General features: G+C 70.7%; 19 protein-coding genes. All 19 read left to right on the top strand.

Annotated features, from left to right (window positions below; genetic code table 11):
- Positions 1–200: 200 nt before the first annotated feature.
- On the top strand, positions 201–1,523 hold the full coding sequence (locus AB0O34_RS30475) for a folylpolyglutamate synthase/dihydrofolate synthase family protein (RefSeq protein WP_363921272.1): 1,323 nt from the start codon (positions 201–203) through the stop codon (positions 1,521–1,523).
- Positions 1,524–1,575: 52 nt separating this feature from the next.
- Positions 1,576–1,911: a DUF4233 domain-containing protein gene (locus AB0O34_RS30470; RefSeq protein ID WP_363921270.1), complete on the top strand. Its 336-nt coding sequence runs from the start codon at positions 1,576–1,578 to the stop codon at positions 1,909–1,911.
- Between the two features lie 83 nt (positions 1,912–1,994).
- A complete protein-coding gene (locus tag AB0O34_RS30465) occupies positions 1,995–3,533 on the top strand; it encodes a hypothetical protein (RefSeq protein WP_363921268.1) in 1,539 nt (512 codons plus the stop codon).
- A 70-nt stretch (positions 3,534–3,603) separates the two neighbouring features.
- Positions 3,604–4,014 (top strand): nucleoside-diphosphate kinase, encoded by a 411-nt coding sequence (gene ndk / locus AB0O34_RS30460; protein ID WP_358559754.1) that lies wholly within the window; start codon positions 3,604–3,606, stop codon positions 4,012–4,014.
- Between the two features lie 367 nt (positions 4,015–4,381).
- Positions 4,382–5,413 carry a rod shape-determining protein gene (locus AB0O34_RS30455; RefSeq protein WP_363921266.1) on the top strand — a complete coding sequence of 344 codons (1,032 nt, stop codon included), beginning with the start codon at positions 4,382–4,384 and terminating at the stop codon, positions 5,411–5,413.
- Positions 5,414–5,446: 33 nt separating this feature from the next.
- Positions 5,447–6,706 carry a rod shape-determining protein MreC gene (gene mreC, locus AB0O34_RS30450; protein ID WP_363921264.1) on the top strand — a complete coding sequence of 420 codons (1,260 nt, stop codon included), beginning with the start codon at positions 5,447–5,449 and terminating at the stop codon, positions 6,704–6,706.
- 4 nt (positions 6,707–6,710) lie between these two features.
- Positions 6,711–7,244 (top strand): rod shape-determining protein MreD, encoded by a 534-nt coding sequence (gene mreD / locus AB0O34_RS30445; RefSeq protein WP_363921262.1) that lies wholly within the window; start codon positions 6,711–6,713, stop codon positions 7,242–7,244.
- Positions 7,241–9,289, top strand: a complete 2,049-nt coding sequence (mrdA, locus tag AB0O34_RS30440; protein ID WP_363921260.1) for a penicillin-binding protein 2 — start codon at positions 7,241–7,243, stop codon at positions 9,287–9,289. Before mreD ends, mrdA begins: the two co-directional genes overlap by 4 nt.
- Complete coding sequence (rodA, locus tag AB0O34_RS30435; protein ID WP_363921258.1) at positions 9,286–10,449, top strand: rod shape-determining protein RodA; 1,164 nt, start codon at positions 9,286–9,288, stop codon at positions 10,447–10,449. The genes mrdA and rodA overlap by 4 nt, the downstream gene beginning before the upstream one ends.
- Before the next feature lie 69 nt (positions 10,450–10,518).
- The gene (locus AB0O34_RS30430; protein WP_363921256.1) at positions 10,519–12,441 is read left to right on the top strand and encodes a TIGR03960 family B12-binding radical SAM protein; all 1,923 of its coding nucleotides are present in this window, start codon (positions 10,519–10,521) and stop codon (positions 12,439–12,441) included.
- A gap of 217 nt (positions 12,442–12,658) precedes the next feature.
- Complete coding sequence (locus AB0O34_RS30425; protein ID WP_363921254.1) at positions 12,659–13,414, top strand: TIGR03936 family radical SAM-associated protein; 756 nt, start codon at positions 12,659–12,661, stop codon at positions 13,412–13,414.
- Between the two features lie 104 nt (positions 13,415–13,518).
- The gene (locus AB0O34_RS30420) at positions 13,519–16,377 is read left to right on the top strand and encodes an Rne/Rng family ribonuclease (protein ID WP_363921252.1); all 2,859 of its coding nucleotides are present in this window, start codon (positions 13,519–13,521) and stop codon (positions 16,375–16,377) included.
- Between the two features lie 187 nt (positions 16,378–16,564).
- On the top strand, positions 16,565–16,879 hold the full coding sequence (gene rplU, locus AB0O34_RS30415; protein WP_344939118.1) for a 50S ribosomal protein L21: 315 nt from the start codon (positions 16,565–16,567) through the stop codon (positions 16,877–16,879).
- Between the two features lie 12 nt (positions 16,880–16,891).
- A complete protein-coding gene (gene rpmA / locus AB0O34_RS30410; protein ID WP_114032604.1) occupies positions 16,892–17,149 on the top strand; it encodes a 50S ribosomal protein L27 in 258 nt (85 codons plus the stop codon).
- Between the two features lie 188 nt (positions 17,150–17,337).
- Positions 17,338–18,687 (top strand): GTPase ObgE, encoded by a 1,350-nt coding sequence (gene obgE / locus AB0O34_RS30405; protein ID WP_363921250.1) that lies wholly within the window; start codon positions 17,338–17,340, stop codon positions 18,685–18,687.
- A 134-nt stretch (positions 18,688–18,821) separates the two neighbouring features.
- A complete protein-coding gene (gene proB, locus AB0O34_RS30400; protein ID WP_363921248.1) occupies positions 18,822–19,973 on the top strand; it encodes a glutamate 5-kinase in 1,152 nt (383 codons plus the stop codon).
- Positions 19,966–21,264, top strand: coding sequence for a glutamate-5-semialdehyde dehydrogenase (locus AB0O34_RS30395; protein WP_363921246.1), 1,299 nt, complete (start codon positions 19,966–19,968; stop codon positions 21,262–21,264). Before proB ends, AB0O34_RS30395 begins: the two co-directional genes overlap by 8 nt.
- 53 nt (positions 21,265–21,317) lie before the next feature.
- Complete coding sequence (locus tag AB0O34_RS30390) at positions 21,318–21,542, top strand: hypothetical protein (RefSeq protein WP_363921244.1); 225 nt, start codon at positions 21,318–21,320, stop codon at positions 21,540–21,542.
- 124 nt (positions 21,543–21,666) lie between these two features.
- On the top strand, positions 21,667–22,552 hold an 886-nt coding region (locus AB0O34_RS30385), incomplete at its 3' end, for a serine/threonine-protein kinase (protein WP_363921242.1).

Here is a 22,552-nt window from a genome sequence, read left to right as displayed (position 1 = left end):
CCGGGGACGGTGTGGGAGAGTAGGACACCGCCGGACAAATATTTGAGTAGGCAGGAGAGCCATCCACTTTGTGGGTGGCTTTCCTGCGTTATAGGCCCTTCTCGTGCGCCCGAGGGTTGTCCGCAGGGGGCCGCCGAGGGTTGTCCACAGAGGTCACAGGCGCGGCGCGGACCGTGCCTCCCGGTAAGTAGGCTTCAGTTGTGGAATTTCAGGCGGTCGAAAAGGCGATCTTGCAGCGAGGTGTGGAGTGGGACATCGATCCCACCCTGGACCGGATCAATGTCCTGATGGATCTGCTGGGGCAGCCCCAGCGGGCCTATCCGGTCGTGCACATCACCGGCACCAACGGCAAGTCGAGCACTGCCCGCATGATCGACTCCCTGCTCCGTGAGCGCAACCTCCGCGTCGGCCGGTTCACCAGCCCGCACCTCACCTCGATGCGAGAGCGCATCAGCATCGACGGCGAGCCGCTCAGCGAAGACCGATTCGTCGAGGTCTACGAAGACGTCCATCCCTATCTGGAGCTCGTCGACCAGGAGCAGGGCAGACTGTCGTTCTTCGAGACGCTCACCGCCATGGCCTTCGCGGCCTTCGCGGACGCCCCCGTCGACGTCGCGGTCATCGAGGTCGGCATGGGAGGCACCTGGGACTCGACGAACGTCGCCGACGGCGTCGTCTCCGTCATCACCCCCATCTCCCTCGACCACGTCGGCTACCTCGGTCCCGACATCGAGACGATCGCCCGTGAGAAGGCCGGCATCATCAAGCCGGGCGCCACGGCCGTTCTGGCGCAGCAGCCTCTCGCGGCGGCCGAGGTCCTGATGCGGCGTGCCGCCGAGACGGGGGCCACGGTCGCCCGTGAGGGGCTGGAGTTCGGCGTCGCCCACCGTGAGGTCGCCATGGGCGGCCAGCTGCTGCGCCTCCAGGGCCTCAAGGGCGTCTACGACGAGGTTTTCCTCCCGCTGTTCGGTGAGCACCAGGCGGGCAACGCCGTGTGCGCGCTGGCCGCCGTCGAGGCGCTCACCGGGGGCGACGATCCTCTTGACGCCGATCTCGTGCGGCGGGCGTTCGCGCAGGTGACCTCGCCGGGCCGGCTGGAGGTCATCCGGCGCGGTCCCACCGTGGTGGTGGACGCCGCGCACAATCCGGGTGCGATGGAGGTGGTCGTCCAAGCCCTGGAGGAGTCCTTCGGGTTCAGCAGGCTCGTCGCCGTGGTCGCGGTCATGGCCGACAAGGATGTCAGCGGTGTGCTGGAGCTACTGGAGCCGGTCGTGGAGGAGATCGTCGTCACGCGTAACTCCTCGCCGCGTTCCATGGATCCGGAGGAGCTGGCGACGCTGGCCGAGGACATCTTCGGCAGTGAGCGCGTGCACGAGGTGGCGCGCATCGACGACGCCATCGACGTCGCCCTCGGCCTGGCCGAGGAGACCGGCGAGTTCGGCGGCGCGGGGGTCCTGATCACCGGTTCGGTCGTCACCGTCGGCGACGCCCGCACCCTGCTCAAGGCGGGCAGGAGCCGATGACCGCCCCAGCCCGAGGGGCGGGTTCTGCAGGCGGGGGCGTAGGAGGGTCGGCGTGAGCATTACTGTCACTCCGGGGATGCGGCGCCTGTGCGCCAGCGTGCTCGGCATGGAGGCCATCGTGCTGGCGCTGGTCACGCCGGTGGCCATCGTGGTGAACCATGTGGCGCCCGGCGTGGCCGTGCCCGTGTGCCTAGGGCTCGCGCTGGCCTGCGTGGTCGTGGCGGGCATGCTCAAGCGCCCGTCCGCTTACATCGTGGGCAGCGTGGTGCAGGTGCTCGCCATCGCCACCGGCTTTCTCGTGCCGATGATGTTCTTCCTCGGCGTCGTCTTCGCCGCCCTGTGGGTCACGGCGATATTTGTCGCTCGCCGTGTCGAGGGCGTGACTTAACGCTAAACTCGGCCAGTATGGCCGTCCCCCCAATCCAGGCCGCGGGCTTCAGGAGCCTTGGCCGGGTCCACCGAATGCCGCTCGTGCTCGACGTTGTAGTCGGGCTTCTGACCGCGGTCGCCCTTCCGCTGGCGATCGTGGCCATCCCCAACACCATTTCCGTCGTCTCCGCCCTGCTTCCTCCAGAGATCGCCGGGGTCGGCATCCTGAGGGCGCACGGGCTGGCCCTGCCCGTCATGCTGTGCACCGTCCCGCTCGCCGGAGCCGCGATGAGACGGTTCCAGGCGGCGCCGATCCTCGTGGCGGGGCTGGCGCTCCTCGCCGTGGCCGATGTGGCCGGAGGCTTCGCCGGATCGACGGTCGGCGTCGGCGCGTTGCGGGCCCTGCACGGCATCGGCGCGGGGCTGCTCGTCCCGGCGACGTTCGCGGCGAGCTGGGAGCGTCCGGGCGCGGCCCGGGGCGTCCTGATGCCCATCTGGGCCGGAGCGCTGGCCGTCAGCCTGCTGGCGGCCCAGGCGCTTGCCCTGTGGCCGCTCGACGAGGTGACGTCCTGGCGGGTGACGCTTCAGCCGTATCCCTTGCTGACCGGCGTGGCGCTCGCCCTCGCCGCCGTCTACTTCGTGCTCGCGCGCCTGACCGGAGAGAGCGCTGACACGCGTGCCACGGGAGCGGAGCGTGGTCATCTGGTGCTCGCGGCGGGGCCTTCCGTCGGCATCGCCGTCCTGGCCTTCGGCACCACGTTCAACTGGCCGTCGGGGTTGATCGTCGCCGCGGCCGGGCTGGCCGTGGTCATGTTGCTCGCGATGGCGTGCGCCGGCCGCATCGAGGGGGCCGGTGGGCGCGTGCTCGCGTTCGTGATGGTCGCCGTCGGCCTGGTGATCCTTCCGACCGCGGCCCAGGTGACCTATGTCGAGCTGGGAGGTCTCGGAGGGCCGGGCCTGTCTGGCCTGTGGGCCCCCTTCGGGCTTGCCTCGGTGATCGCCTTCGCCGCCGCGCTCGTGGCAGGCAGGCTGAGCGAGGCGCTGGTGCCGAAGCTCATCGGCGGCGGGTTGGTGACCATGGTGGTGGGGCTGTGCGCGGTCCGCCTGTTCGTACCGGCGGCCTCGGGCATGCCTCTCCTGGTGCCGTTCGCGCTGCTGACGGCGGGTGCCGCGGTGGCGGTCACCTCGGCGGTGCGGGGGGTGGGGCTCCGGGCCGCGCTGTTCGGGTTGTCCCTGTGCTTCCCCGCCGTGCTGAGCGGCTTCCTGCTCGGCACGGGGATCCAGGTCGGCCGGCTGCGCGCGGTCAGCTCGTCCGGGAGGGTCACCTCGCAGGCCATGGTCGACGGTTTCGTGGGGGCCCTGCACATCTGGGCGCTCGTCGCCGGCTTCGCCGTCGTCGTCGTGCTGGGGGTGGGCGCGGTGCTGGCCCGGCGCGCCCCTGACGAAGCTCCGGGCCCGCTCCTCACCACGGCGTCTTCGCCCCGCGAGGAGGCCGCTCTCGCGGAGACGATGACGGGGCAGGCGGGCGGCGCACGGTCTCCCGAAGATCCCGATACCGCCATGATCCCCGTCGTTCCGCCGCCTGCCCGGTCTCCCGAGGGCACCACCGGCGAGGACGGCGGCGGGGCCGCCGCCCGGTAAGCTGCGCACACGCTTCCCCTATTGCCGGCCGTCGCGCGCGGCGGCCGGCGATCACAATGAAGGAGATACTGTGTCCGAGCGCACGCTTGTCCTGATCAAGCCCGACGGTGTCCGCCGTGGCCTCATCGGTGACGTGATCGCCCGCGTGGAGCGCAAGGGCCTCAAGGTCATCGCCATGGACCTCCGCACGCTCGACGCCGAGACCGCCAAGGCGCACTACGCCGAGCACGCCGAGAAGCCGTTCTTCGGCGAGCTGGTCGAGTTCATCACCTCGGGTCCGCTGGTCGCGATGGTTCTCGAGGGCCCGCGTGCCGTCGAGGCCTTCCGCGCCCTCGCCGGCGCCACCGACCCGGTGAAGTCGGCCCCCGGCACGATCCGCGGCGACCACGCCCTGGAGATCGGCGAGAACATCGTCCACGGGTCCGACTCGCCCGAGTCCGCGGCCCGCGAGGTCAAGATTTTCTTCCCCGACCGTTTCTGAGCCCCGGCCGTCGGCGCGGCTCTCTGAGCGGCCGGGCCGGGGTACGGCCGGCCCGCGGACGTGAGACCGAGGAGGGCCCCGGTGCGTGACACGCGCCGGGGCCCGACGCGTCCAAGGGCGCGTCCAGAAGGTTTCGAGCAGCCTTCGCGACGGGCGCGAGGGTGGGTGTGGGCCGAGCGTGGCGTGTCCACGGTCGAGATGAGCTGGAATGGGGATAAGCCCAGGTCGGCGCGTTGGCGTCCCGGAACCGCGACAAGTTTTTTGTGAGCCGGACGGCTCGTTGCCCTCGCGAGTGGGTACGTCACGTTACGATTCGAATGCGAATCGTAATCTCTCGCGAACGACCTGAAGGAAGGTTTCCTTCCCCATGGGCAGCAAGCTGGCATTCCTCGGCCGTGACATGGCCGTCGACCTGGGCACGGCCAACACCTTGGTCTACGTGCGCGGGCGCGGCATCGTGCTCAACGAGCCGTCGGTGGTGGCGATCAACACCACCACCGGCAAGATCGTGGCAGTGGGCATCGAGGCCAAGAGGATGATTGGCCGAACGCCCGGCAACATCGTGGCGATACGCCCGCTGAAGGACGGCGTGATCGCCGACTTCGACGTGACCGAGCGTATGTTGCGCTATTTCATCCAGCGGGTGCACAAACGTCGGCAATTCGCCAAGCCTCGCATCATCGTGGCCGTTCCGAGTGGCATCACCGGAGTCGAGCAGCGGGCGGTCAAGGAGGCGGGCTACCAGGCGGGGGCCCGCCGGGTCTACATCATCGAGGAGCCGATGGCCGCGGCGATCGGGGCCCGGCTGCCCGTCCACGAGCCGACCGGCAACATGGTGGTCGACATAGGGGGTGGCACCACCGAGGTGGCGATCATCTCGATGGGCGGCATCGTGACGAGCCAGTCGATCCGCGTCGGTGGCGACGAGCTCGACCAGGCGATCATCGCCTTCGCGAAGAAGGAGTACTCCCTGATGCTCGGGGAGCGCACCGCCGAGGAGATCAAGATCGCGATCGGCTCGGCATGCCCCATGGGAGACGACTGCCACGCCGAGATCCGCGGCCGCGACCTGGTCACCGGGCTGCCCAAGACGATCGTGGTGTCGGCCGACGAGATCCGCAAGGCCACCGAGGAGCCGCTCAAGTCCATCGTGGACGCGGTGAAGTCGACTTTGGACAAGTGCCCTCCCGAGCTCTCGGGCGACCTGATGGACCGCGGCGTGGCTCTCACCGGCGGCGGAGCGCTCCTGAAGGGCATGGACGACCGCCTGCGCGACGAGACGGGCATGCCCATCCACCTCGTGGAGAACGCCCTCGACTCCGTGGCGCTCGGCTCGGGCAAGTGCGTCGAGGAGTTCGAGGTCCTGCAGCAGGTTCTGGTGCCGGAGCCGAGACACTGATGGAGCAGGGGCACTGATGGAGCAGGGGCACCGATGAGGGATACCCGCCGCGCGCGGTTGATCCTTGGGCTGCTGCTGGCCGTGGCGCTCGTCCTGATCACCATCGACCACCGGCAGCGCGAGGATTCCCTGTTCGAGCCCGTCCGAGCCGTCGCCGCGTCGCTGTTCGGCGCGGTCGAGCAGGCGGGCACGGGCGTCGTACGGCCCGTCGGCGACTTCATCGGCACCTTCACCTCCGCCTCCGACTCCAAGCGCCAGATCACCTTGTTGCGGGCGGAGAACGCCCGGTTGCGGCAGGAGCTGACCGCCCACACCCTCGACCGCCAAAGATCGGCCGAGCTGACCCGCATGCTGGGGCTCTCGGGTCTCGGCGGCTACCGCGTGGTGGCGGCCCAGGTGATCGCCAGGCGCGGTGTTCCCGGGTTCGAGGACGCCGTCGAGATCGACGCGGGCACCGGCGACGGCGTGAAGTCCGAGATGACCGTGCTCAACGGAGACGGCCTGGTCGGCCGCGTCGTCCACACCAGCCCGACCACCTCCACGGTGGTCCTGCTCACCGACTCCGCGTCCTCGGCGGGGGCCCGGGTGGAGGGGAGCAACGAGATCGGCCTGGTGACGGGCCTCGGCCCGGTCGCCGAGGGGCGGCTCATCCGCTTCCGGCTCCTCGACTCGGCGGCACCGCTGGCCGCCGGCCGCCGCATTGTGAGCTTCGGCTCGCAAGGTGGCATGCCGTACGCGCCGGGCGTTCCGGTCGGCACGATCCAGCGGGTCGAGGCCACGCCCGGCGAGCTCACCCGGGTGGCGTACGCCAGGCCCTTCGTCGACTTCACGGCGCTCGACGTCGTCGGGGTGGTCGTACGGGCGCCGCAACGCGACCCCAGGGACGCGATGCTGCCTCCGCCTCCTCCCGCGGCGAAGGCCCGCGCCACCACCTCGCCGCCCGCGACGCCGTCCCCCTCCTCCTCACCGCCCGCATCCCCCTCCCCGTCCTCGACGGCGGGGGGCCGCGATGACGCCGATGGCGAGCATCCGCGCGGCACGCGGCAGAGCCCGGTCCAGACCCGCGAGCAGTCGGCTCGCACGCGACCGCGTTCCGCCCGCCCGCCCGGGCGGCCGTCCGGTCCGCGCGGGCGGCCCGCCGCCATACGCGAGAGGCCCGGCACGCGGAGCCGAGAGCGGCCGGGAGAGGGCACGCGAGGGCGGTCGCCCGGGGCCCCGCGCGAGCGGCCCGGCGAGAAGACACACGAGCGGCCTGGGGCGAGGAAGCACCACCAGGCCGGCGAGAGGACATGAAAGCGTGATCCGAGCGATGGCGGCGGTGCTGCTCGTCGGCCTCATCATGATCGTGCAGGTGACCGTCGTGAACCGCCTGCCGCTGCCCGGCGGCGGCCCCGACCTGGTGCTCCTCGCGGTCGTGATCATCGCGCTCGCGCGTGGGGCCGTCGTCGGCGCAATCACCGGCTTCGCCATGGGCCTGGCCACCGACCTGCTGCCGCCGGCGGCCCACGTCATGGGGCAGTACGCCCTGGTCTTCTGCCTGGTGGGCTTCATGGTGGGCCGCGCCACCGAGCGGGCGCCCGGCTCCTCGGCCGTCACGGTGATCATCGCGGTGATGCTCGCGCCGCTCATGTCGGCCGGGGTGGGCGGCCTGCTCGGTGATCCCCGGGTCGACTGGAAGGCGGTGCTCAACCTCTGGCCCTCGCTGGTGATGTACAACCTGGCCTTGGCCGCGCTGCTCTTCTGGGTGGTGTCCCGGTACTCCGGCGACCCCCGCCGCCGGAGGCGGGAGGCCGTGCCCACCGGTGCGTACCCGGTCCGGAGGCGCGTGTGATCAGGGTCCGCGCCCGGCTGGTGGTGCTGCAGTTCCTCGTGCTGACCCTGCTGGTCGTCCTCGCCGTACGGCTGTGGCAGGTGCAGGTCGTGCGCGGCGGCCAGTTCGTGGCCGCGGCCACGGAGACCCGCACCCGCGACGTCATCGTCCCGGCCGTGCGCGGGCAGATTCTGGACGCCACCGGTCGCCCTCTGGTGCGCAACCGCACCTCGCTGGTGGTCTCGGTCGACCGCTCCGAGGTCGAGCGCATGCGTGACGGCGGCCGGGCCGTGATGAAGCGGCTGGCGGCGGTGCTCGACCGCCCGGTCAAGGAGCTGCGCGAGCGCATCCGCCCGTGCGGGCCCCACGTGTCCCGTCCCTGCTGGCCGGGCTCGCTGTATTCGCCGATCCCCATCGACGACAACGTCAGCCCCCGGGAGGCGCTGCAGATCCTGGAGCGCCAGGAGGACTTCCCCGGGGTCATCGCGGAGGTGCAGCCCGTGCGCGAGTATCCCCTCGGCTCCGGGGCATCGCAGACCCTCGGTTACCTGCAACCGGTGACCGAGCAGGAGCTGAAGAAGCGCTCCACGCTGAAGGCGAACTTCTCCGGAGTCGACCTCGTAGGCAGGGACGGCCTCGAATACGTCTACGACGACGCGCTGCGCGGATCGCCGGGGCTCCGGAGGGTCCAGGTCGACCGCATGGGCAAGGTCCTCGGGATCGAGCGGCAGACCTCCCCGACGCCGGGCGACATCCTGATCACCAACATGGACGCCGACGTGCAGAAGGTCGTTGACCAGGCGCTCGTGAACGCCATGAAGAACGCCCCCAGGGCCGACGGCGCCGCCGCGGTCGTCCTGGACGTGAAGACCGGCGGGGTCATCGCGATCGGCAGCATGCCGACCTACGATCCCGCGGTCTGGGCGGGCGGCATCTCCGAGAAGGACTACCAGCGGCTGCTGTCGGAGAAGGCGGGGCTGCCGCTGGTCTCCCGGGCGACCCACGGCCAGTACGCGCCGGGTTCGACGTTCAAGGTCTCCTCCCTGTCCGCGATGATCAGGGACGGGTACCCCCTGCACGGCAAGTACGACTGCCCGGGGGCGTACGACATCGGTGGCCGGGCGTTCCACAACTTCCACGGCATCGGCATGGGTGTCATCGATCTTCACACGGCCCTGGTGAAGTCGTGCGACACGATCTTCTACAAGGCCGCGAGCGAGATGTGGACGCGGGACGGCGGGAACAAGCCCGTGCCGCATCCCAAGGAGCCGATGACCAACACCGCCAAGTTGTTCGGGTTCGGCAGGAAGACCGGCATCGATCTGCCCGGCGAGGTGTCCGGGCGCATCCCCGGCCGCAGGTGGAAGAGGCAGCAGTGGGCGGCGACCAAGGACGCCAGCTGCACCCGGGCCAAGACCGGCTATCCGGAGGTCGAGAAGAAGGACCCCGGCCGCGCCAAGTACCTCAAGACGCTGGCCCACGAGAACTGCGTCGAGGGGTTCGAGTGGCATGTCAGCGAGGCCGCCAACCTCTCGATCGGCCAGGGCGACGTGCTCGTGACGCCCCTGCAGCTGGCGGCCGCCTACGCCGCGATCGTGGGCGACGGCAAGCTGCGCAGCCCGCGCATCGCCAAGGCGATCGTGCGGCCGGACGGCACCCACGTACAGGAGATCAAGGCCCCGGTCACCGCGCGGCTCCCGATCACCAAGGAGACCCGCGACTACATCCGCGCCGCGCTCAGCGAGGTGACCTCCGACGGCACCGCGGCGGGCGCTTTCAGCGGGTTCCCGATGAATGTGGTGAAGATCGGCGGCAAGACGGGTACGGCCGAGGTCTACGGCAAGGAGGACACCTCGTGGTTCGCCTCCTTCGCCCCGGCGGCCGACCCCAGGTTCGTGGTCGTCGTCACGATCTCGCAGGGCGGCCAGGGCGCCATGGCCGCGGCTCCGGCGGCGCGCGAGATCTACGAGGGCATCTACGGCATCAAGGGCAAGGCCGCGCTGCCTGACGGCAAGCCCGTCGAGAAGCTCCCGTCGATCAGGAAAGACGGGACGGTGGTGCGGTGAACCAGGCCCTGGCCCCGCAGAGCCGCTCCTTCGTCCGCAGGGCCATGGGCGCGCAGTCGGCGGTGTGGCGGGTCGACGGAGTCCTGCTGGTCGCCGTCATGGCCCTGTCGGTCATCGGCACGCTGCTGGTGTGGTCCTCGACGCGCACGTGGGCGGCGGGCGCGCCCACAGGCATGGTCAAGAAGCACATCCTCAACCTCGTCATCGGGTGGATCCTCTGCGGCATCGCCGCGACGGCGGGCCAGCGGACTCTGCGGGTCTACGCGCCCGCCGTGTACGGGGTGTCGCTTCTCGGGCTCTTCGCGGTCGTCACCCCGCTCGGTTCGACGATCAACGGGTCCCACTCGTGGATCCTGCTGGGCGGGGGGTTCGCGGTCCAGCCGTCAGAGCTCGCGAAGCCCGCGCTGATCCTGATGATGGGCGCGTTGCTCGCCGAGCCGGCGCCGGGCACCGACCGGCCCCGCACGCTCGACCTGCTGCTCTGCGTCGCCGCCGCGGGCATCGCGGCGGGCCTGATCATGCTCCAGCCCGACTTCGGCACCACGATGGTGCTCGCCGTCATCACCGGCGGGTTGCTGATCTTCGCCGGCCTGCGGAAGCGCTACATCGTCGGGCTCGGCCTGCTGGCGATCGCGGGGGCAGCGGCCGTGTGGCTCTTCGGCTTGCTCAAGCCGTACCAGGTGGCGCGGTTCACCGCGTTCATCAACCCGGCGAACGACCCGCGCGGGGCGGGGTACAACAGCACGCAGGCGTTGATCGCGATCGGTTCGGGGGAGCTGTTCGGCAAGGGCCTGTTCCACGGGGGGCAGACCACCGGGCGGTTCGTTCCCGAGCAGCACACCGACTTCATCTTCACCGTGGTGGGGGAGGAGTTCGGGTTCCTCGGCTCGGCCACCGTGGTCGCCCTGCTCGGGGTGGTGCTGCTGCGGGGTCTGCGCATCGCCAGGCAGTGCGACGACCGGTTCGGCGCGCTGGTCGCGGGGGGCATCGTGTGCTGGTTCGCCTTCCAGTCGTTCGTCAACGTCGGCATGACCATCGGCATCATGCCGATCACCGGGGTGCCCCTGCCCTTCGTCTCCTACGGCGGCACCGCGACGTTCGCCAACATGATCGCCCTCGGATTACTCCAGGGCGTCCACATCCGGGAACGCGCGTTCTAGCCAAGCCCCCGGCCCCCGGGCGGGGGCGGCTGGCGCGAGGCGCGGCGAGCAGGAACTACCCTTGGGAGCATGTCTGTCGAGTCGCTCTTTTCCCGCCTGGAAGCGCTCCTGCCCAACGTGCAGAAGCCGATCCAGTATGTAGGGGGTGAGCTCAATTCGACCGTCAAGGAATGGGACGAGGCGACCGTCCGCTGGGCGCTCATGTATCCCGACGCCTATGAGGTCGGCCTGCCCAACCAGGGCGTCCAGATCCTGTACGAGATCCTCAACGAGCTGCCCGAGACGCTGGCCGAGCGCACCTACGCGGTCTGGCCCGATCTTGAGGCGCTCATGCGGGAGCACGGCGTTCCGCAGTTCACCGTCGACGCGCACCGCCCGGTGCGGGCGTTCGACGTGCTGGGCGTGTCGTTCTCGACCGAGCTGGGTTACACCAACATGCTCACCGCCCTCGACCTCGCCGGCATCCCGCTGTACGCCGTCGATCGCGGTGACGACGACCCGATCGTGCTGGCGGGCGGCCACGCGGCGTTCAACCCCGAGCCGGTCGCCGACTTCCTGGACGCCGCGGTGCTCGGCGACGGCGAGCAGATCGCCATCGCCATCTCCGAGGTGATCCGCGAGTGGAAGGACGAGGGCCGCCCGGGCGGGCGCGACGAGCTTCTCATGCGTCTCGCCTCGACCGGCGGTGTCTACGTCCCGAAGTTCTACGACGTCGAGTACCACCCCGATGGGCGGATCAAGCGGGTGGCGCCCAACCGGTCGGGCGTGCCGTGGCGAGTGCAGAAGCACACCGTCATGGATCTCGACGAGTGGCCCTATCCCAAGAAGCCGCTGGTCCCGCTGGCCGAGACCGTGCACGAGCGCTTCAGCGTCGAGATCTTCCGCGGCTGCACCCGCGGCTGCCGGTTCTGCCAGGCGGGCATGATCACCCGTCCCGTCCGGGAGCGGTCGATCACGACGATCGGCGACATGGTCGAGGCGGGCGTCAAGGAGTCCGGCTTCAACGAGGTCGGCCTGCTGTCGCTGTCCAGCGCCGACCACTCCGAGATCGCGGCGGTCGCCAAGGGCCTGGCCGACCGTTACGAGGGCACCAACACCAGCCTGTCGCTTCCGTCGACCCGCGTCGACGCGTTCAACATCGACCTGGCCAACGAGTTCTCGCGCAACGGCCGCCGCTCCGGCCTGACGTTCGCGCCCGAGGGCGGTTCCGAGCGCATGCGCAAGGTGATCAACAAGATGGTCACCGAGGAAGATCTGATCCGCACCGTCACCACGGCGTACAGCCAGGGCTGGCGGCAGGTGAAGCTCTACTTCATGTGCGGGCTGCCCACCGAGATGGACGAGGACGTGCTCGGCATCGCCGATCTCGCCAAGAAGGTCATCAAGGCGGGCCGCGAGGTCACCGGTTCCCGTGACATCCGCTGCACGGTGTCCATCGGCGGGTTCGTGCCGAAGCCGCACACCCCGTTCCAGTGGGCCGCCCAGTGCGACCACGAGACCGTGGACCGCCGGCTCAAGCAGCTCAGGGACTCCCTGCGCACCGACAAGCAGTACGGCAAGTCCATCGGCTTCCGCTACCACGACGGCCAGCCCTCGATCGTCGAGGGCATGCTGTCGCGCGGAGACCGCCGGGTGGGCGCCGTGATCAAGGCCGTGTGGGAGGAAGGCGGCCGTTTCGACGGCTGGAGCGAGCACTTCTCCTACAGCCGCTGGATGTCCTGCGCCGAGCGGGCGCTGGCGGGCGAGCCGGTCGACGTCGACTGGTACACCACGCGTGAGCGCGAGGAGGTCGAGGTGCTCCCCTGGGACCACCTGGACGCCGGCCTCGACCGCGAGTGGCTCTGGCAGGACTGGCAGGACGCCACGAGCGAGACCGAGGTCGAAGACTGCAGGTGGACGCCCTGCTACGACTGCGGTGTCTGCCCCACCATGGGCACCGAGATCCAGATCGGCCCGACGGGAAGGAAACTGCTTCCCCTGACGGTCGTCTGACCCGGCGGATGGAAGCAAACACCCGTTGTAACCGTTGACGAGGTAGGCCATCCGGTCGCGGTGGTTTAGCCTCTTCCCGTACGACGTCAGACCGGGTGGGCCGGAGTGGCCTTTATCCTGGGAAGATGACCGGTCACTCGACACAGAAAGGATGACTTAGCTGAAGAACCCTGTTCCTGATGGGCCCCCGCCCGCGCCAGTGGTGCAGCGCCTTCGCGTGCGTTACGCCAAGCGTGGCCGTCTGCGGTTCACCAGCCACCGAGACATCTCGCGTGCCATCGAACGAGCGGTGCGCCGGGCCGGCATTCCGGTTGGCTTCAGCGCGGGATTCTCCCCCCATCCGAAGATCTCCTACGCGGGTGCCGCTCCCACCGGAGTGGCCAGCGAAGCCGAATATCTCGAGATCGGTGTCGTCTCGGCGTGCGAGCCCGATCGGCTCCGTGCCGATCTCGACTCGTCGCTGCCACCGGGTCTCGACGTGCTCGACGTCGTCGAGGCGCGCACGGGAAGCCTGGCCGACAGGCTGGAGTGCTCGGTCTGGGAGGTCCGCCTGCCCGGATCGGAGCCGCGAGAGGCGAAGGCGGCGGTCGATCTCTTCCTGGCCGCCGAGCGTGTAGAGGTCGAGCGCCTGACCAAGAAGGGCCTGCGCCGGTTCGACGCGCGGGAGGCCGTCATCGCGCTGACGGCACATGAGGCAACGCAAGGAACAGCGGGCCGGGAGCAGAGCCAGCCATGTGCGATACTTCGTATGGTTGTCCGGCACGTTACGCCCGCCGTTCGACCCGACGACGTGCTCACGGGTCTGCGTCTTGTGGCTGATTTCGCGCCGCCGTCACCCCCCGCGGTGACCAGGCTGGCTCAGGGTCCGCTCGACGCGCACACCGGTGGGACCGCCGACCCGCTCGACCTGGACCGCGACATTCGCGGCGGCGAGCCGGGACCGGCTGTGCAGCACGTCGGTGACCACAAATAGGACTTGGCGCCGGGCCCCCGACAGGTGGCCTGGCGCACAGCGAGAGACGAGAGCTCCCGCGCGGCGCGGAGACGTGCCCGGGAGCCTGACGGGAGAACGCCCGCATGCTCGACAACGAGCCCATCGTCGGAGCCTCTGGCCCTGATGGGGATACAACAGCACAGCAAGAACCGAAGCCGGTCAGGCGTCGCCGTGCGGCGAGCCGTCCGGCCGGTCCGCCACCCGAGGAGGCCGAGCGCGCCGCGGGTCTGGTGAGCGAGCCCCAAGGGGCGGTCACTACCGCCGCTCTGGGTGCCACCGTCACCACGCCGGGCACGGCCGTGGACACCGCACCGGGCGTCGCGCAGACCCCGCGCGCCGAGGAAACGGCACCGGTCGCGGAGAGCGCGCCCGTCGCGGAGGCCGAGGCGCCTCCGAAGCGGGCCACCAGGTCGCGCCGCGTGGTCAAGGACCCCGACGCGCCGGTCACCCCGCGCCGCTCGCGCACGGCCAAGAAGGACGCCGTCCAGGCCGTCCAGGCCGAGGCGGTCCCCGAGGCGGAGCCCGCCCCGGTGAAGCGCCGGCGCACGAGGAAGGCCGCCGAGGTCGTCGAGGTCGCGGAGATCCCCGAGGTCCCCGAGGCCCAGGCCGGGCGGCCCGCCGTCGAGAGCCCCGTGGAGGCCGAGGTCGCCGAGGCGATCATCGAGTCGCTGCCCGCCGAGGAGCCGCTCGACGACGAGCCCGCCGGCGAGGACATCGCCGAGGAGACGCGGCCCCAGACCTCGGTGTTCGTCGACCCGTTCGGCCTGACCGCGATGGCCGACGTGCGTGCTGCCGCGCCCACCGTCACCTTCCAGGCGCCCGCCGCGGTGTTCCAGCCGATCTTCCAGGCGCCCGAGCCGCGTCCGGCCGTACAGCCGGTGGTGCCGCAGCCGCGCCCCCAGCAGCAGGCCGAGCCGGCCGATGAGCAGCCCGAGGAGGCCGAGGACGCCGCCGAAGCCGCACTGGACGAGGACGACGACCAGGATGACGCGGGCGGCCGTCGCCGCCGTCGTCGCCGGGGCGGCCGTGGCCGGGGCAAGGCGCGCGAGCAGGACGAGGCCGGCGAGGGCGACGAGGGCGAGGAAGGCGACGAGGAGCCGCGCGCGGCGAGCGCCGACCAGGCCGAGCCGGCCGAGACCGAGCAGGCCCGGGACTCCCGTGACGACCAGGACGACGAGGACGCCGGTTCGTCGCGCCGCCGTCGCCGTCGCCGCCGCAGGGGCGGGGACGACGCCGAGACGCCCGCCGACGACCCGCCCATCACGGTCGTGCGCATCCGCGCGCCCCGGGCCGGGCGCCCGACCTCGGTCGACGAGGTCCAGGGCTTCCGCGGTTCCACGCGCCTGGAGGCCAAGAAGCAGCGCCGCCGTGAGGGCCGCGAGCAGGGACGCCGCCGTCCCCCGGTGATCACCGAGTCGGAGTTCCTGGCCCGCCGCGAGTCCGTCGAGCGGGTGATGGTGGTGCGCCGCCAGGGCGGCCGCACCCAGATCGCGGTGCTGGAGGACGGCGTGCTCGTCGAGCACTACGTCGACCGTGAGGCCAGCCAGTCGTACGTCGGCAACGTCTATCTCGGCAAGGTCCAGAACGTCCTGCCGTCGATGGAGGCCGCGTTCATCGACGTCGGCAAGGGCCGCAACGCCGTCCTGTACGCCGGTGAGGTCAACTTCGACACCGCCGGTCTCGAAGGCCAGCCCAAGCGCATCGAGGCGGCCCTGAAGTCAGGGCAGTCGGTGCTCGTGCAGGTCACCAAGGACCCCATGGGTCACAAGGGTGCCCGGCTCACGAGCCAGATCAGCCTCCCCGGCCGCTACCTGGTCTACGTGCCCGACGGTTCCATGACGGGCATCAGCCGCAAGCTCCCCGACAAGGAGCGCAGCCGGCTGAAGGCCATCCTCAAGAAGGTCATGCCGGAGAACGCCGGTGTGATCGTCAGGACCGCCGCGGAGGGCGCGTCCGAGGAGGAGCTCAGCCGCGACGTGGCCCGCCTGTCGGCGCAGTGGGAGAACATCCAGCGCAAGGCCAAGGGCGCGAGCCCGCCCGAGCTGCTCTCCTCCGAGCCCGACCTGACCGTCCGCGTGGTCCGCGACGTCTTCAACGAGGACTTCTCCTCGCTGGTCGTGGCGGGCGACGAGGCCTGGGGCACGGTCGACGAGTACGTCAGGTACGTCGCGCCGCACCTGGCCGACCGCCTGACCAAGTGGGAGGACGGCGACGTCTTCGCGGCCTACCGCATCGACGAGCAGATCTCCAAGGCGATGGAGCGCAAGGTGTGGCTGCCGAGCGGCGGCTCCCTTGTGATCGACCGCACCGAGGCCATGACCGTCGTCGACGTCAACACCGGCAAGTTCACCGGCCAGGGCGGCAACCTGGAGGAGACCGTCACCAGGAACAACCTGGAGGCGGCCGAGGAGATCGTCCGTCAGCTCCGGCTGAGGGACATCGGCGGCATCATCGTCATCGACTTCATCGACATGGTGCTCGAGAGCAACCGTGATCTGGTGCTCCGGCGCATGCTGGAGTGCCTGGCGCGCGACCGCACCAAGCACCAGGTCGCGGAGGTCACCTCTCTGGGGCTGGTGCAGATGACCCGCAAGCGGGTCGGTCAGGGCCTCCTGGAGGCGTTCTCGACGCCGTGTGACTGCTGCAACGGGCGCGGGTTGATCGTCTCGACCGAGCCGGTCGAGTCCAAGCCCGAGCCGAGGGGCACGCAGGGCAAGATGGCGGTGGAGAAGGCTGTGGCCGAGAAGCTCGAAAAGGCCGGTGGCGACAGGCTTCTCAAGGACGGTGGCGTCGCGGTGGCCGCGAACGGCGAGGGAGGTCGTGATAGCGTGACCGATGCGCTTGACGGCTCTTCCGAGGAGGACGCGCAAGCCGCACAGCCTTCCGCCCGGGGGCGGCGACGCTCCCGAAAGGCCACCAGACCGGCTGGGCCGGCCGAGTAGGCCGGCACCCGGCGATCCGTCCGGTTCGACCAGGGCACCCGCAATCCGGTATCCTAGTCAATCGGTGCGTCCGGTGGCGCGCCTAGCTTCGCGCGCCTACCCGGTTCGCCGGTCGTGTGTATCGACGGTAGCTGGATGCAAGAGGCGCAGCGTTCAGCGAGCAATTAGCCAGAAGAAGGGTTCCGCGGTGTACGCGATCGTTCGTTGCGGCGGCAGGCAGCAGAAGGTCTCCGTCGGTGACGTCCTCGAGGTAGACAAGGTCGCCGGTGAGGTCGGCTCCACGGTGTCGCTGGCGCCGGTGCTCGTCGTCAACGACGGCGATGTCACCACAGACGCTGCCACGCTTGGCAAGTTCGAGGTGACCGCCGAGATTCTCGGCGAGACCAAGGGCCCCAAGATTCGTATTCTCAAGTACAAGAACAAGTCTGGTTACAAGAAGCGCCAGGGTCACCGCCAGCGGTACACCCAGGTGAAGGTAACCGGCATCAACCCCGGGAAGTAGTGGTAGCGAACCATGGCACACAAGAAGGGCGCCTCGTCCACCCGGAACGGCCGTGACTCCAACGCCCAGCGGCTTGGTGTCAAGCGTTTCGGTGGCCAGCTCGTGAACGCCGGCGAGATCATCGTCCGCCAGCGTGGCACCCACTTCCACCCGGGTGACAACGTCGGCCGGGGTGGCGACGACACGCTGTTCGCGCTGATCGCCGGCCACGTGCAGTTCGGCAACAAGCGCGGCCGTCGCGCTGTGAGCATCGTCCCGGCCGCGGAGTAGATCCGCCGATCGGAAATGGGGCCGCCGCCCCGCGCGAGAGCGTGGCGGACGGTGGCCCGGCCAGAACGTTGATGAGGCGGATCGACTTGTCGATCCGCCTCATCGTCGTGAAGGGGTACTACCGGTGCGGGGAGCGCGGCGGTGGCACGGCGTGGACCAGACGGTCCCGCTTGTGAGAGGGAGTAACGGTGGCTGAGTTCGTCGACCAGGTGGTCCTTTACGTCAAGGCCGGTGACGGGGGAAACGGCTGCGCGTCCATCCACCGTGAGAAGTTCAAGCCGCTCGGTGGTCCCGACGGGGGGAACGGCGGGCGCGGGGGCGACGTGATCCTGGAGGTCGACCCCAACACCTCCACCCTCCTCGACTACCACCACAGGCCCCACCGCAAGGCCGCCAACGGCAAGCAGGGTGCGGGGTCCAACCGCGACGGCGCCTGGGGCGAGGACGTGGTCCTCCCGGTCCCCAACGGCACGGTCGTGAAGGACGCCAAGTCCGGCGAGGTGCTGATCGACCTCGTCGGCGCCGGCACGCGGTACATCGTGGCCCAAGGCGGTCACGGGGGCCTCGGCAACGCCGCGCTGGCCTCCACCAAGCGCAAGGCCCCCGGGTTCGCCCTGCTCGGCGAGCAGGGCGACGAGCTCGAGGCCGTGCTGGAGCTGAAGACGGTCGCCGACGTGGCGCTCGTCGGCTTCCCGAACGCCGGCAAGTCGTCGCTGATCGCGGCACTGAGCGCCGCCCGGCCCAAGATCGCCGACTACCCGTTCACCACGCTGGTGCCGAATCTCGGCGTCGTCACGGCGGGGGAGACGGTGTTCACCGTCGCCGACGTGCCCGGGCTGATCCCCGGCGCCTCGGAGGGACGCGGGCTCGGTCACGAGTTCCTGCGCCACGTGGAGCGGTGCTCGACGATCGTCCATGTCCTCGACTGCGCGACGATCGAGCCCGGGCGCGACCCGCTGACCGACTTCGCGGTGATCGAGGCGGAGCTGGCCGCCTACGGCGAGCTGGACGACCGCCCGCGTCTGGCCGTGCTCAACAAGGCCGACGTCCCCGAAGCCCGCGAGCTCGCCGACATGGTGCGGCCGATGCTGGAGGAGAAGGGCCTCAGGGTCTTCACGATCTCGGCGGCCACCCACGAGGGGCTGCGCGAGCTGTCGTTCGCCGTGGCCGAGATGGTGTCGGCCGCCAGGGCCGCCAAGCCCATCGAGGAGCCCACCAGGCTGGTCATCCGTCCCAAGCAGTTCGGCGACGCCGGGTTCACGGTCAAGCGGATCAACGACGACACCTTCCAGGTCACCGGCGAGAAGCCCGAGCGGTGGATCAAGCAGACCGACTTCACCAACGACGAGGCCGTCGGCTACCTCGCCGACCGTCTCGAAAGGCTGGGCATCGAGAAGGCGCTCAGCGAGGCGGGGGCCAAGGCCGGCGCCGAGGTCGTCATCGGCTCGATGGAGGGCGGCTACATCTTCGACTGGCAGCCCACGCTCGACGCCGAGGCCAACCAGGGCCCACGCGGCTCGGACAACCGCCTCGGGTAGCCGAGACGGTTACCGGTGACCCCGGGCCGGGCGTCCGGGGCCGCGCGGGCGGCACGTACCAGCGCGGCACGGCGGACGGGTCCGCCGGCCGCGACCAGCATGCGGTAGCAGGCAAGCGAGCGAAGGGTGTGGACGTGGACAACGCCGGTCGGGAGCGGGTGGCCGCTGCTTCACGCCTGGTCGTCAAGGTGGGGTCGTCGTCGCTGACCACCTCGCAGGGCACCATCGACGTCGATCGGGTGGACGCCCTCGTGGACGTCCTCGCCGCCCGCAGCGGGAACGGCACGCAGATCGTGCTGGTGTCCTCCGGCGCGATCGCGGCGGGTCTCGGGCCGCTCGGCCTGACCGCCCGGCCGCGTGACCTCGCGACCCAGCAGGCGGCCGCCTCGGTGGGGCAGGGCGTGCTGGTCGCCCGCTACACCTCCTCCTTCGCCCGGTACGGGCTGCGCGTGGGCCAGGTACTGCTCACCGCGGACGACATGATGCGCCGGTCCCACCACCGCAACGCGCAGCGGACCCTGGTGCGGCTCCTGGAGCTCGGCATCGTCCCCGTGGTGAACGAGAACGACACGGTCGCCACCGACGAGATCCGCTTCGGCGACAACGACCGCCTGGCGGCCCTGGTGGCCCACCTGATCCACGCCGACGCGCTGGTGCTGCTCTCGGACGTGGACGCCCTGTACGACGGCGACCCCCGGTTGCCGGGCGCCCGGCGGATCCCCCGGGTCAACGGGCCGGCGGATCTCGCGGGCGTCGAACTCGGCAGGTCGGGCCGGGTCGGCACCGGCGGCATGATCACCAAGGTGGAGGCGGCCCGCATCGCCACGGGCGCGGGCGTCCCCGTCGTGCTCACCTCCGCCGCCAGGGCCGCGCAGGCCCTCACGGGGCAGGACGTCGGCACCTACTTCCAGCCGGACGGCCGCCATCCGGGCACCCGCCTGCTCTGGCTCGCCCACGCGACGACCGGCAGGGGCCGCCTGCACCTGGACGCCGGGGCGGTCGAGGCCGTGGTGATGCGGCGCAAGTCCCTGCTCCCAGCCGGGGTGACGCTCGTGGAGGGCGACTTCACCGCGGGCGACCCGGTCGACCTCTACAGCCCGCACGGCACGCCCGTGGCCAGGGGCCTGGTGAACTTCGACGCCGCGGAGATCCCCGAGCTGCTCGGCCGTTCCACGCGCGAGCTGGCCGCGAACCTCGGCCCGGAGTACGAGCGAGAGCTGATCCACCGCGACGACATCGTCATACTGGATTCCGTCACCGAGAGCAGGAGCGCGAGGCATGTCTGAGGCCGATGACTTTCTGAGGGTCGCCCACGCCGCGAGAGACGCCGCCGCCGAGCTGGCGCCGCTGCCGCGCTCCGCCAAGGACGCCGCGCTGCGCGCGGTCGCCGACGCCCTGGTGTCCCGCGCGAAGGAGATCGTCGAGGCGAACGCCCTGGACGTCGCCGCCGCGCGCGAGAGCGGCACCCCGGAGACGATGATCGACAGGCTCCGGCTGGACGAGAAGCGCGTCGGGGCCATCGCCCACGCGGTGCGCGAGGTGGCGGAGCTGCCCGACCCGGTCGGCGAGGTCGTCCGGGGGAGCACCCTGCCGAACGGCCTGGAGCTCCGGCAGATCCGCGTGCCGCTCGGGGTCGTCGGCATCATCTACGAGGGCCGCCCCAACGTCACGGTCGACGCCGCCGCCCTGTGCCTCAAGAGCGGCAACGCCGTCATGCTGCGCGGGTCGTCCAGCGCCTTCAAGTCCAACACCGTCCTGGTGGAGATCATGCAGGACGCGCTCGGCGGCACCGAGGTGCCCTCGGGGGCCGTACAGCTGGTGCCGGGCATCACGCGCGAGTCGGTGAAGCACCTGATGCGCGCGCGGGGGCTGGTCGACGTGCTGATCCCGCGCGGCGGCGCGTCTCTGATCAACTCGGTGGTGGAGGAGTCCACGGTGCCGGTGATCGAGACCGGCGTCGGCAACTGCCACGTGTACGTGGACGCGGACGCCGACCTCGATCTGGCCCTGGAGATCCTCGTCAACGCCAAGACCCAGCGTCCTTCTGTGTGCAACGCGGCCGAGACGTTCCTGGTCCACGCGGCGGTGGCCGACGCGTTCGTGCCGGCGGCCCTGGCGCGGCTGGCGAAGGAGGGCGTGACCGTGCACGGCGACGAGCGTGTCGCCTCGTACGACGCGGCGGGGCCCGAGGGCGTCGTGGTGCCCGCCACCGAGGAGGACTTCGGGAACGAGTACCTCTCTTTGGACATCGCCGCCGCCGTGGTCGACTCGCTGGAGGACGCGGTGGCGCACATCAGGCGGTACGGCTCGGCGCACACCGACGCGATCGTCACGCGGTCGCAGGGCGCGGCCAGGCGCTTCGTCGCCCGGGTCGACTCGGCGGCGGTGGCGGTCAACGCCTCGACCCGGTTCACCGACGGCGGGGAGTTCGGCTTCGGGGCCGAGATCGGCATCTCCACCCAGAAGCTGCACGCGCGCGGGCCGATGGGCCTTCCTGAGCTGACCTCCACGAAGTGGGTCTACACCGGCGAGGGCCACTTGCGCACCTCGGCGGGCACCGTCGTAGCCGGAGGCTAGCGCCGGCCTCCATGCGGGTGGGACGTCGCGGATGACGACTTGGAGTGGTCGGCGTGTCGCTGCGCGTGAACGGCGGGCAGGAGCGTTTGACTGTCCCCATGGGGATTGTCTTCGCCTTCGGCTACGCCATCGCTGTGGTGGTCGCGGCCGATCGGCTGATGCTGTGGCTGGAGAGCCGGGGTCACGTGAACTGGCGGCGCACCGGCAGGAAGGTGCTGTCCGCGAGCCCGAGCGCCCGGCTGGACAGCCTCTTCGACGACCCTTCACGCTCGCGCTAGCCGTTTCCGTTCGCCCGCGGCAGGGACGGCTGGGGTTCGTGTCCTGGGGTGTCCGCTAAAACCCGGTAGCTTCCGGCGCGCCGCCGCTGTTAATGGGGTGATCGGCGCTATGGTGGCGTCTCCTATGGGCGGACGGCGAGTGGGCGGGCTCGGGCGAGTCGGCCCGTACACCATGGTGGAGCGCCTCGGCCGCGGTGGCATGGGCGAGGTCTACCTCGCCGTCGGCCGGCGCGGGGTGAAGGTCGCCGTCAAGATGCTCCGTGATCCGATCGGGGACGACCCCGAGGCGCGATTACGGCTCGACCGCGAGGTGCAGGCGCTGCGCCGGGTCGAGAGCCCCTACGTCGCGAGCGTTCTCGATGCCGACCTGTCCGGTGACCGGCCCTATCTGGTGATGGAGCACATCGAGGGGGAGACCCTCCTCGACACGGTGCGGCGGCAGGGGCCCCTGTCGGGCCCGAACCTGATCGACCTCGCCAGGGGGCTGGCCACCGCGATCGCCATCATCCACGCCGCCGGGGTGGTCCACCGGGACGTGAAGCCCGCCAACGTGGTGCTGGGGCCCGACGGCCCCGTGCTGATCGACTTCGGCATCGCCCAGGTCTCCGACGCCACCCGGCTCACGATGACCGGCACGTTCCTCGGGACCCCGGGCTACTCCGCGCCCGAGGTGTTCGCCGAGGAGGTCGTCGCGGAGCCCTCCGACGTCCATTCGTGGGCGGCCACGGTGGCGTTCGCCGCCACCGGGCGGCCGACGTTCGGGAGGGGCAGCGTCGAGGCGCAGATGTACGCGGTCCTGAACGGGCGTGCGGACCTCGCCGGGGTGCCAGGCTCCCTGCTGCCTTTGATCAGGGCCGCGCTCAACAGGGAGCCCGCCAAGCGGCCCACCGCGGCGCTGCTGGCCGACCGGCTGTCCCGCCTCGCGAGGGCCACGGCGCCCGTCACGCCCGCTGCGACACGCGCCACGCCGTCGGGGGCACGCGCCACGCCGCCGGCGGCACGTACGACGC

Source organism: Sphaerisporangium sp. NPDC088356 (genome assembly GCF_040685555.1).
Lineage (GTDB): Bacteria > Actinomycetota > Actinomycetes > Streptosporangiales > Streptosporangiaceae > Sphaerisporangium.
Note: the sequence above shows the minus strand (reverse complement) of the source record. Positions and strands in the feature narration are given on the sequence as shown.

Excerpts from the sequence above, each read along its gene's own strand:
- AB0O34_RS30455 (WP_363921266.1), top strand. The coding sequence starts at position 4,382 with ATGGGCAGCAAGCTGGCATTCCTCGGCCGTGACATGGCCGTCGACCTG.
- AB0O34_RS30430 (WP_363921256.1), top strand. The coding sequence starts at position 10,519 with ATGTCTGTCGAGTCGCTCTTTTCCCGCCTGGAAGCGCTCCTGCCCAAC.
- AB0O34_RS30420 (WP_363921252.1), top strand. The coding sequence starts at position 13,519 with ATGCTCGACAACGAGCCCATCGTCGGAGCCTCTGGCCCTGATGGGGAT.
- rpmA (WP_114032604.1), top strand. The coding sequence starts at position 16,892 with ATGGCACACAAGAAGGGCGCCTCGTCCACCCGGAACGGCCGTGACTCC.
- AB0O34_RS30395 (WP_363921246.1), top strand. The coding sequence starts at position 19,966 with ATGTCTGAGGCCGATGACTTTCTGAGGGTCGCCCACGCCGCGAGAGAC.
- mreC (WP_363921264.1), top strand. The coding sequence starts at position 5,447 with ATGAGGGATACCCGCCGCGCGCGGTTGATCCTTGGGCTGCTGCTGGCC.